We start from the raw sequence: 11,301 nt of genomic DNA on the forward strand, positions 1-11,301 counted from the left end.
TGTCAGTAGTTGTGTAGTCCTCACCTACTGGCTTATCTGTTTCGTCGTTTACAGAATCCTTGATAGTGTTGCCTTCTGTATCCTTGTAGTGAACCACAACGGATCCTTTTGGCTCTTCTTTCAAGCGATATACGTAAGTAACATTTTTGGTTCCTTCTTCAACCTTACCAGTAGTTGGATCAGACGATTCTAGGTGATTGTTAGCATCTACCTTACCAACAGGATAATTTCCAGCAGGTACAAGCTCATAAACCTTACCGTTTGAGGTAATCGTAGCTGGTTTATTATCACTTGTGTCATACGCCTTACCAGTATCTGCATTTGTCTCATCTGAGACTGGTGGCTGGAGAACAGTTCCATTCTCATCAACATAGTTAACAACTACATTTCCTTTAGCGAGTTCATAGTAGTAAACAATCCGTGTGGTTCCTTCGACGACTTTGCCTTCTTCAGTACCACCAACTCTATTTTCTACTCGCTTATAAACTTTACCATCTGCCGTTGTAATTTTGCTTGGACGGTTATCCGTTGTTGAATAGTTTGTTCCAGTTGAAGTTGCTGCTGTATCAATAACAGCACCTTCCCAGGCAGTCTTTTCTTCTGTTTGAGTATTGGTGATATTCCCAATTGTCTTACCATCAGAAGAAATTCCCGTAATAGGTGCATTCGTTCCGTTTACACGATAGAGAACGACAACATCTCCTTTTACCTCTTGGTAAATATAGGTAGCTGTTTTATCAACTCCTTCTTCAACCTTACCAGTAACAGCATCACTAGAGGTGAGATGGTTATTTGCATCTACCACACCAACAGGATATCTTCCAGCTGGGGCTAGTTTGTAAGTTTTTCCATCTTCTGTCTTAATCGTATTATGCTTATGGTCATCGGTTGAATAGTCTGTTCCTGGAAGAGCATTACCCGTATCTGTTACACGATCTACATAAGCCCCACCTTGTGGAACTTTTAATACATTCCCATCAACATCCTTATAGGTAACATAGACACTTCCAGTCGAATTATAGTAATAAATAACTGCGGAACTTTCATCCCAACGATTTCGAAGTGTGATATTTCCCGTTGTATTGATACCACCTTCTGTCATTGGGAACCGGTTTCGGAAAGATTCTTCTTTCTTAACCGTTTGAATAATCGGCTCTTTTAAGTTTGCCGCAACGGAAATATCACTACCGGTCATGTGAGCAGCATAAAAGGCATTCACATCATTAACAATATTAGCACCTGTCGTATTATTGAATCCATACATTTTATCCGTATAGACCGTATACTTATCCATATTTTGGAAAAATTCTTCAGCGCTAGGAACAGATGGATTTGTGCTCGAATCACGTGGCGTTGCATACACGGTAACCAGCATGGTTCCATTATTGTCAATATACTCCCGTTTTTGGTAAACAGTTACAAAAGGACCATTTGCATAAGCTGTAGCACGAGCTCGAATATAGTTAACATCGCCCTTATAGTATGGTTGTCCTAACTTACCGGTCTTACCATTTTGGTTAGGCGGTAGCACTTGATCCCAGGTGTAAGTCTTACCTTCAAATTCAATCGGCGTTACAGGCTGAGTTGTATAATCAGAGTACTCCCAACCTTCTTGATAATAATCTTCACGCACAGGGGTTTTTCTATCAGACGCTTTCAAGTATCTAGTCACTTGCTTCGTGTAACGCGGTAGCGAAATAGATAAAGAACCAAATACAGCATCTGGATCATTATTTCCCGAGTGTGCATAAACCCGTTTTAATCCGCCATCCCCTTCAACGGAAACTCCATCCGTCGTCACCGTAATCCGTGTATTATTGTATTTCAGGAAGGCATCAATCAAACCACCACTTGTTTGGGTACTACGATGAACCGCTTCCCCTAACTGGCGATGATTTTTGTCAAAAGCAGTAATATAAACATCTGATACTCTTTTTTCGAGTTCATCCCCACTGAGAACCGGCTTTTCAGCACTTAAAGTGAAGTAGTAGTCACCGCTTTGGACAACCGTATGGGTAAAACGACCAGCAACTGGATCGTTCGGATACTTTGTATTCATCGGAGGAGTCACCGTATAACCGGACTGACTACCCGTATCTACACGAAAACCGGACTGTAAATCTTGATTATTCGCACGCGCAACGGCTTGATAATCACGATTAAAGGTCAAAGCACGAATCTGATCTTCTGTTAACGACTCGAAAATCTCCTTGGTCATATTGAAACCACTGAGTTCATGACGAGTCAGTGCATAAATCTCAGCTGGCGACATCTTCCGGAGTTCTTCTACAGAAACTGTGTGGATAATCAGTTTCTCAATATCATCTAGTAACTCCACCTGATGATCCGCCTCTGCTGTCGCCTCCTGTGGTACTGGAGTCGGTGCTGCAACAGCGACTGTTGAAACTGTTGTAACAGGAGTCACTGAAACAACAGCCTCCTGTGGTGCTTCAACCTTTTCAGCTGCCTTTTCATTTGTAACAACTGATGTCGCTGCTGATTCTTTGACAGCCTCGGTTTCCTCTTCCTTGGAAACTTCTTCAGATTTCACTTCAGATTTGACTTCTTCAGTTGTGTTCTCAAGATGAGTCTCCCTAATCGAACCTAGTAACGGGGGAGAATACAGCGGCTGGGAATCTGTCGTTCCTTCAGTCGACTGCGTCTCCTCCGTCACTACCTGATTAGAAGCCTCAGAATCATTGGAAGAACTTGCAGTTTCTTCTGCGTGGGCCACTCCCGCTCCTTGAGAGAGAACAATTCCTAAGAAAACACTTGCAAGTCCAAAGTGGTATTTCCGAAATGAGAAACGTTGTCTCATCGCATACCAATCAAAACTCTTTCGGTTCCTCATGAATATTCCTATCCTTTCTATAAAGATTCCATTTTCTATTATATACAAAAGGCTACCTCAAGTAAAACAAAAAATTATAGTTTTTCCCAACAAACCTCTCATAAGACTCTTTTCCCAAAAGGAAAATACCACTCCTTCCTAGTAACTCCCTCTTTTGAGCAAAAATAGCCAAAGTGGTTACAAAAAATGACTGGTCATTACACCAGCCATCTTCATGTTGCTTAATAAAGTTTTTTACCAAGTAAATCCTCTGGTAATTCATGAAAACTTTTTCCATCATGAAAATTCATAAATTTCCCCAGTAAAAATGTATACGCATCTAGGCGACTCTCATAGCGAATGAAGGCCTCCTGTGCTAACTCATCCTGTTCTTCTTCCCAAAGCCTACGGCTCTCCATGACAGCCATCTCATTGGTGCTTACTTGTAATTTTAACCACTGTTCCATTTCCTCTAAAAATACTTGTTCGCGCATTATAACCCCTTCCCTTCTTTTAAAATTAATTTCACAACCGCTTCAGTCCTAGCTGTATGGGGAAACATATCCACAGATTGAATATAAACGACTTGGTAAATCTGCGCCAAGGTTTTCAAATCCCGAGCCAAGGTCGAAACATTACAGGAAATATATACCATTTTTGGAGGACGATACTGCAAAATGGTATCCAATAATTTCTGATCCAAACCCGTCCGTGGTGGATCGACAATCAACGCGTCCGCCCGGTACCCCTCAGCATACCAACGAGGAATAATGCTCTCGGCTGTCCCTGCTTCATAATGTGTATTGGTAAAGCCCATGTGTTTGGCATTAACCTTAGCATCTTGAATCGCCTCAGGAACAATATCCATCCCACGTACAGAAGCAACCTTATTCGCAAAGGCAAAACCGATAGTCCCAACACCACAGTAGGCATCAATTAAATGGTCAGACTCCTGCACATCGAGTGCCTTAACAGCCTCTTGATAAAGAACCTCTGTCTGCTGAGGATTGAGCTGATAGAAAGCCCTTGGGGACAACTCAAAGCTATAGTCCAGTACCCCTTCCTGAATATGCTCCCTTCCCCAAATAATTTCAGTGTCCGCTCCATAGATTTCACTAGTTTTCTTGGTTTGAAGATTCACAGCAATGGTTCGAATTTCTGGGAAATCTTTTGTCAGCTGCTTCACCAAAGGACTTAGAGTTAGTCGTCGACTTAGTACAAAAATCATATGAACCTGGCCTGTTTTACGAGCACGCCGAACCATCACAGTCCGAACCCCCTGACCTTTCCGCTCATCGTAAATCGGAATCTCAAAGAGATCTAACAACTCAGAAGTCCGATTGATAATGGCCTGTGTCATCTTATCCTGAACTAAACAGTCCATCACGGGTACCAGACGGTGAGAGCTTTCTGCGAATAATCCAGCCGCAACCTTGTCTTTCACACGCCGAGTCTGAAACTGCAATTTTCCCCGATAATAGGTTGGTTTCTTCATCCCTAAAGTTGGACGAAGTTCATAGTCCTCATAGCCTTCGGGTTTAAATTTCTTAAGAGCCTGTTTGAGCACATCCCGCTTAAACTCAAGCTGCTTCCGATATTGCAGATGCATAATCTGACAGCCTCCACAAGTTTCATAAATCGGACAGGCTGGATCCACCCGAAAACGAGAAGCCTTATTGACCTTGAGTAAGCGCGCTTCTGCATAATTGTGTGTAACCTTGGTTAACTGGCAAAACACATCTTCCCCTTTTAGAGCACCTGGTACAAAGACCAAGGTCCCTCGGTGAAATCCTATCCCCTCACCATTAATCCCCATTTTTTTTATTTTTAAAGGAATTCTCTGTCTAACTTTCATACTGTTATTTTAACACAGACAGCCAAACAAGAGAACGTTTAGCCTAACTTTCTTCATTTCACATCTCTCCTAGCACGTTTAACAATTTTCAAATATGCTATACTAGAAAAAATCACTGGAGCAACTATCATATGAACTCAATAAAATCTCAAACCCTTATTAAAGCGCTTTTCATCTTACTAAGCGCAAGTGCCTGTGCTTCTTTCTTGGGAGAAAAAATAGAGTCCTACAACCAAGAGGTTCTAATCCAAAAAGATAAGGAGGCTACACAAGTCAGTCTCAGTCAAGCAGACCAACTGGAAAAGGACGTTAATGCATTCGTTCTTGCCTTTCTCATTTCCTGCGATGAATCTGTCTTTTCCAAACAAGACAAGATTGCTAGCTATTTTGTTTCAACGAATCGTCAAAACTATCAGGATGCCATTAAAGATATCATGGATCCTGATATTGAATCCTATCTAACAACAGGGGGACCTGTACGAAACCTCACAAAAAAAGGGGATACCCTACACTTCACAACCGACTTTAAACGGGAAGTTGATTATAGGGATAAAAGCACTTCAACCGTTTTTGGAAAACGTGAATGGATTATAAAATCTGACGGTTCCAACTTTAAAATCGACTCTTACAAGACAACACTTCTCGACCAAGAACCTAGCACAGTCTACTCGACTAGTATGGATTTAAAAGCTATTGCCAAAGGAGACTATAGTTCTGTAGCTGGAACCTGGCTCAGCAATCAATCTAGCCTAACCATCAGCCCTAACGGTGTCGTCAGTCAACCCAATTTTCTTGCCTTGCCAGAGCCCTTTACAAAGGATGAGCACATCACAAGTTCCGGCGTTATTCGAGCAAATCTAGCCAATAAAAGTGGTGTCGGTAAATCTCTCAGCGTCTATTTTGTCCCAAGTGGAGAATCCATTGACCCTAGCATACCAGGTTATCACCCTCAGCAGAACAAGGAACGAATCTTGGTTCTCGAATATAGCACAGGGAGCAATCCTTTACCCACAATATTCCAAGAGTATACTCGACCTTAAAATTCTAGAGGTAAATTTTTAAAGGAACAACATGAAGATCACAAAACTTGAAAAGAAAAAGCGACTCTATCTCCTCGAAACAGACCAAGGGCAAGCCCTCTACGTCACAGAAGATACGATTGTCCGCTACTTCCTCTCACAAGGTAAGGAAATCACTCCAGAAGAATTAGCAGACATCCAAGCCTTTGCCCAGCTCTCTTATGGAAAGAATCTAGCTCTCTACTATCTCTCCTTCCAGGCTCGAACCAAAAAAGAAGTCTCTGACTACTTACTCAAATATAAAATCGCCCCAGCTCAGATTACAACAATTCTCCAAACTTTAGAAGCTGATAACTGGATCAACGATCGCTCCTACTGCCAAAACTACCTGGAGGGACAACTCCGCTCCGGAAACAAAGGCCCTTACCGCCTCCAAGAACTATTAAAACAAAAAGGAATCCCACCTGAACTCGTTTCCGAGCTCTTAGACCAATACGACTTTAGCCCGCTGGCTCTTAAAGAGGCTGAAAAACTACAAAAAAAATATGCACAACGCCTAAGTCATCGGAACCTACAAACCAAACTCAAACAATCCCTCTATCAAAAAGGCTTCAACAGTCAAAGTATCAATCAAGCCATGAAACAACTAAGCTGGGAAAAAGATACCGACACCGAAGAACAACTCCTCGAAAAAGAGCTGGACAAGGCTTACAGACGCTACCAACGAAAATACGACGGATACCCACTCAAACAGCGGTTGACGCAAGCCCTACTTCGTAAAGGATTTGACTACGACCGTATCAAATATGCCGTCGAGAACTTCTACCAACAGATGGACACGGAGGAGTAAGCGATTCCGCGTTAACCAATCTTTTCTATCTGCTCCTCTTTCTTTTTATGTTATAATTGGAGAGTAAGTGTATTGTAGAAAGTTGGTAGATTATGAAACTTCCAAAAGAAGGCGACTTTATTACAATTCAGAGTTATAAGCATGATGGCCATCTGCACCGTACTTGGCGCGATACCATGGTACTAAAAACAACAGAAAACGCCCTCATTGGCGTCAACGACCACACACTAGTGACTGAGAGTGATGGCCGTCGTTGGGTAACACGTGAACCAGCCATTGTCTATTTCCATAAGAAGTATTGGTTCAATATTATCGCAATGATTCGCGATAATGGCGTATCTTACTACTGCAACCTAGCAAGCCCCTACTACCTAGATCAGGAAGCTTTGAAGTATATTGACTACGACCTCGATGTCAAAGTCTTTGCCGATGGGGAAAAGCGTCTACTGGATGTAGAAGAATACGAACGTCATAAAAAACAAATGAACTATTCCGAGGATATTGATTTTATTCTCAAGGAGAACGTCAAAATTCTAGTGGATTGGATCAATAATGGCCGAGGACCCTTTTCCCAATCCTACGTCAATATTTGGTACAAACGCTATTTAGAACTCAAAAATCGGTAAAGTTAGCCTTAGAGGCAGTGTGGGTTCCACCTGCCTCTTTTCCAACGAAAGGAGTCCCAATGCCTTTTTCTAATTCCAGCGAACGGTATGCCTCCTTTGGCATCGTCACAAGCCTTCCTTCCGAGCTCATTGATTCATTCTGGGTCGTCATTGATAACAATTTAACAGGAGTCTTTGATTTAGTCTCACCCCTGCATTTCAGAATTCTCAAAAATGCAGAGCAGAAAGTCACGCTAGAGTATAGAAGCTCACAAACAACTACTTGGATTCAATTCGATTTACCCTACCCCTTTAACCCCAACTACCCGAGGGAAGTATATATCGTTGAACAAAACAAGACTCAGGTCATTCTACTCCCAGATGAATTTAGCCTATAAAAAAGAAAAGGAGCAATTCCAAAATAGAATTGCTCCTTTTCTTTTTTATTCAGACTCCTGCGACACCTTGTCTTGAGGTTGGTAAGCAGCAATAATCTGAGCCACCAAGGGATGCCGAACAACATCTTGAGTTGTCAAATGAACAAATCCAATGGTTTTTAAGCCACTCAACTTATCCATAGCATCCAGTAATCCCGATCGTTGTCTATGGGGCAAGTCAATCTGACTAATATCCCCATTAATAATCATCTTCGAATTGAAGCCCAGTCGTGTCAAGAACATTTTCATCTGCATGACAGTTGTATTTTGAGCTTCATCTAAAATAACAAAGGCATCATCCAGAGTTCGGCCCCGCATATAGGCCAAGGGAGCAATCTCGATGACTTCTCGCTCCAATAAACGATTCGTTTGCTCTTTGCCTAGAATCTTATGTAAAGCATCATAAACAGGACGAAGATAAGGATCCACCTTCTCCTTGAGATCTCCAGGGAGAAATCCTAGACTCTCCCCCGCTTCTACAGCTGGTCGCGTTAAAATAATTCGCTTCACTTGCCCTCGCTTAAGAGCTCGTACAGCTAAGGCAACAGCTAAGAAGGTTTTCCCCGTACCAGCCGGTCCAATCCCAAATACAATATCCTGATATTTTACCGCATCTACAAAAAGTTTTTGCCCAGGAGTCTTAATCCGAATAGACTTGCCCTGAAAATCTGTTAAAACCTCCTCTTCATAGAGGGCCACAAATTGATGGAGGCGGTCTTCCTTAGACATATTCATGGCGGTTACCACATCCGTCAACGCAATCTGCATCCCACGATTCACCAAGACCTGAAGAGCCTGAATAATAGCCTTCGCCTCCAAAGCCTGCTCTTCATTTCCTAGAATCTGAACCCGCTCAGTCCGAGCGTGGATGACAACATCCAAATAATCCTCCAAAAGTTTCAGATTTCGTTCATTAGAACCAAATAAGAGCAACAGATCATCCGGATGATTTAAGGTTAACTCAGTCGAAAATTCTTGCAAATGATTCTCCTTTTTTGCTTCTTTCTATTCAGTATACCAAATTCCCAATTCCTTGTCTTTCCTCAATGAGATATATAGGTTTCCCAAATACGATCAAATTGACTTAAATTAAAGGCAAAAGAGGCTTCTTCCTCCAAATAACGGCTAATCTGATCAAAATCGCTACTTTGGCGGGGAAAAGCGGTATCCGTAAAGACCAATTCTGCCAAACTAGCAGCCTCCGAATCCAGCTTGGAATCCCGTTGTGTCATCAACCAATGGTAAAAGGATTTACGCATGGTCATCCTCCCCAATCCACTCTGTTCCCCATTCGTCCTGTTTGATATTACCATCTTTCATCAAGCCCCCTAACGCCTTCTTAAACTGCCCTTTAGAGATACCAAAGGTATCCTTAATAGCCTGTGGTGAAGATTTGTCGTTCAGGGTCATAAAACCACCATTTGACTGTAGGTACTGGGCAATCATTTGGGCATCATTTTCCAACATTTCATGAGAACGGGGTTTCAAAGACAAATTCAAGGTACGATCAACTTGCCGAAAACCAATCACACGAGCATTCAAAACCTGTCCCAAACGTGGTTCTGCAAAACGCTCCGACGGATGAATAAAGCCCAACATATTATTCTCAGGTAAGTATACAAAGGTACCACTCAACTTCAAACGGTACACAATAGCTGGTAGAGTCTGATTTTGCATATTATCATAGGCTGGACCTGCCAAACGCTGAAAATCTTCTGGGCTCGCTGGAATACCCCAAATCCGTTCCTTGTGATCAACTTCCAAACGGATATATAAACGATCCCCTTTCTTGGGCCATAATTCTTTCAACTCTGGAAGAATGTCCAAAGACACTACCACTTGCTTATCCGGAAGCCCCGTATCCACAAATACACCCAAGTCACGTCGAACCTCTGTCACTTCTCCCCAACCAAAGCTCGTACGATCAGCAGTCACGTCAATAGTCGTCAAGCGTCGCTTCTGCTTCATATCCACATAAGTAAAGCCCTTAACAGAATTCCCTAAAGCATACTCTCCTTCTGACTTATCGAGAGCATAGGTCTGCCCTTCCTTTTGAACAAAATAAAACTGATCATTCTCATCCGTAATAAGACCCACGATATACGTCGCTAATAAACTTTCCATAATTACTCCTTTTCAAAAAAAGGTTGGCACAGCCAACCTCTTCTCACGAACTCAGACTTCTAGGATCTCTTTTTCTTTCCCAGCTGTCATTTCATCGATCTTCTTAACAGCGTCATCTGTAACTTTTTGAATGTCTTTTTCTAGACCTTTCAATTCATCTTCTGTGATTTCTTTTGCTTTTTCTTGCTTTTTAGCTTCGTCCATTGCATCACGGCGGATGTTACGGATTGCAATTTTAGCATTCTCACCGACTTTTTTCACTTCTTTCGCCAAATCACGACGTGTTTCCTCTGTCAAAGCAGGAATCACCAAACGAATCACAGATCCATCATTTGCAGGTGTGATTCCAAGGTCAGAAGCATTCAAAGCACGCTCGATATCCTTCAACGAAGATTTATCAAATGGCGTCACCAAAAGAACACGAGCTTCTGGAATTGTGATAGAAGCAATTTGGTTTAAAGGTGTCTCTACACCATAATATTCCACACTAATGCGGTCCAATAAACTTGCATTGGCACGACCTGCACGAATAGCTGCAAATTCACGAGCAAGACTTTGATGAGATTGGCTCATCCGTTCTTGTGCTTTAGTTACGATTGTATTACTCATTCATTATTCTCCTTTTTGTGAGTTGTTCGAAACAGTTGTTCCGATTTGTTCTCCGAAGACAACGCGACGGATGTTCCCTGATTCGTTCATATTAAAGACCACTAGGTCAATGTCATTATCCATTGAAAGGCTGGATGCTGTAGAATCCATTACTGCCAATCCCTTATTCAAAAGATCCCGGTGAGTCAGTTCGTCAAACTTAATGGCATCAGCATTCTTCCGTGGATCGGCATTATAGACACCGTCTACACCATTTTTAGCCATCAAGATAGCCTCAGCTTCGATTTCCGCAGCTCGAAGAGCAGCTGTGGTATCCGTTGAAAAGTAAGGGGAACCCGTACCAGCTCCGAAAATCACAATCCGACCTTTTTCAAGATGTCGTAAAGCCCGTCCACGAACGAAAGGTTCTGCAACCTGGTTCATTGGAATGGCGGTTTGTACCCGTGTATCCACACCTGCTTGTTGCAAGGAATCTGCCATAACCAAGGCATTCATCACTGTCCCCAACATGCCAGTATAGTCCGCTTGCACGCGGTCCATACCTGCCGCTGCTGCCGGCTCACCTCGCCACAAATTACCGCCTCCGATAACCAGAGCGATTTCCACACCAGCAGCCTGAACTTCCGCAATCTCTGCTGCCATTTTTTGGACCGTTAAAATATCAATCCCGACACCCCGTTCACCCGCTAGAGCTTCACCGGATAGCTTAATCAAGACACGATTGTATTTAGGTTTCACCATCTTACCTCTCCTTTTTTCATCCTTACTATTCTACCATTATCCCAGTCAGAAAGTCAAAAACTAAAAAACAATCATATTAAGTCTGTGGGCAGAAAGTTGTTTGCAATAGTTTTCGTTCTAAATATCTCTAATAAGCAAGTTTTTATAGTAATAGAGGCTGTGATGATAACTAGCTCTACAAAATTAAATATCATCGCTAACGGTATTCTATCCACCCATTACAGTTAACAA

Annotated in this window: 12 protein-coding genes; 4 read left to right on the forward strand and 8 right to left on the reverse strand. The window is 42.3% G+C overall.

What is annotated here, in order from left to right; translation table 11 throughout:
* From ACXM1Q_RS04475 to rlmD, 3 genes are all read right to left on the reverse strand, one after another.
* Positions 1 to 2,851 (reverse strand): MucBP domain-containing protein (locus ACXM1Q_RS04475; protein ID WP_458516550.1); only part of this gene is annotated, 2,851 nt, incomplete at its 3' end.
* A 221-nt stretch (positions 2,852 to 3,072) separates the two neighbouring features.
* Positions 3,073 to 3,324, reverse strand: a complete 252-nt coding sequence (locus tag ACXM1Q_RS04480) for a DUF1912 family protein (protein ID WP_458516552.1) — start codon at positions 3,322 to 3,324, stop codon at positions 3,073 to 3,075.
* Positions 3,324 to 4,685: a 23S rRNA (uracil(1939)-C(5))-methyltransferase RlmD gene (gene rlmD, locus ACXM1Q_RS04485; protein WP_458516554.1), complete on the reverse strand. Its 1,362-nt coding sequence runs from the start codon at positions 4,683 to 4,685 to the stop codon at positions 3,324 to 3,326. Before rlmD ends, ACXM1Q_RS04480 begins: the two co-directional genes overlap by 1 nt.
* Before the next feature lie 131 nt (positions 4,686 to 4,816).
* On the opposite strand from rlmD, the gene ACXM1Q_RS04490 reads away from it, so the two are divergent.
* From ACXM1Q_RS04490 to ACXM1Q_RS04505, 4 genes are all read left to right on the forward strand, one after another.
* The gene (locus ACXM1Q_RS04490; RefSeq protein WP_458516556.1) at positions 4,817 to 5,725 is read left to right on the forward strand and encodes a DUF6287 domain-containing protein; all 909 of its coding nucleotides are present in this window, start codon (positions 4,817 to 4,819) and stop codon (positions 5,723 to 5,725) included.
* Positions 5,726 to 5,756: 31 nt separating this feature from the next.
* A complete protein-coding gene (gene recX, locus ACXM1Q_RS04495) occupies positions 5,757 to 6,554 on the forward strand; it encodes a recombination regulator RecX (protein ID WP_458516558.1) in 798 nt (265 codons plus the stop codon).
* Positions 6,555 to 6,646: 92 nt separating this feature from the next.
* Entirely contained in the window at positions 6,647 to 7,180 is a 534-nt protein-coding gene (gene ntdP / locus ACXM1Q_RS04500) for a nucleoside tri-diphosphate phosphatase (RefSeq protein ID WP_160332906.1), read from the forward strand.
* 59 nt (positions 7,181 to 7,239) lie between these two features.
* Positions 7,240 to 7,557 (forward strand): DUF960 family protein, encoded by a 318-nt coding sequence (locus ACXM1Q_RS04505; RefSeq protein ID WP_458516561.1) that lies wholly within the window; start codon positions 7,240 to 7,242, stop codon positions 7,555 to 7,557.
* A gap of 45 nt (positions 7,558 to 7,602) precedes the next feature.
* On the opposite strand, the gene ACXM1Q_RS04510 is transcribed toward ACXM1Q_RS04505, so the two are convergent.
* From ACXM1Q_RS04510 to pyrH, 5 genes are all read right to left on the reverse strand, one after another.
* The gene (locus ACXM1Q_RS04510; RefSeq protein WP_458516563.1) at positions 7,603 to 8,577 is read right to left on the reverse strand and encodes a PhoH family protein; all 975 of its coding nucleotides are present in this window, start codon (positions 8,575 to 8,577) and stop codon (positions 7,603 to 7,605) included.
* Between the two features lie 62 nt (positions 8,578 to 8,639).
* Complete coding sequence (locus tag ACXM1Q_RS04515; RefSeq protein ID WP_458516565.1) at positions 8,640 to 8,855, reverse strand: YozE family protein; 216 nt, start codon at positions 8,853 to 8,855, stop codon at positions 8,640 to 8,642.
* Positions 8,848 to 9,720, reverse strand: coding sequence for an RNA-binding virulence regulatory protein CvfB (gene cvfB, locus ACXM1Q_RS04520; RefSeq protein ID WP_458516567.1), 873 nt, complete (start codon positions 9,718 to 9,720; stop codon positions 8,848 to 8,850). Before cvfB ends, ACXM1Q_RS04515 begins: the two co-directional genes overlap by 8 nt.
* 51 nt (positions 9,721 to 9,771) lie before the next feature.
* Positions 9,772 to 10,329 carry a ribosome recycling factor gene (gene frr, locus ACXM1Q_RS04525; RefSeq protein WP_135037567.1) on the reverse strand — a complete coding sequence of 186 codons (558 nt, stop codon included), beginning with the start codon at positions 10,327 to 10,329 and terminating at the stop codon, positions 9,772 to 9,774.
* Positions 10,330 to 10,332: 3 nt separating this feature from the next.
* Positions 10,333 to 11,070 (reverse strand): UMP kinase, encoded by a 738-nt coding sequence (gene pyrH, locus ACXM1Q_RS04530; protein WP_135037564.1) that lies wholly within the window; start codon positions 11,068 to 11,070, stop codon positions 10,333 to 10,335.
* Positions 11,071 to 11,301 lie beyond the last annotated feature (231 nt).

This window comes from Streptococcus sp. 10F2 (genome assembly GCF_054331515.2).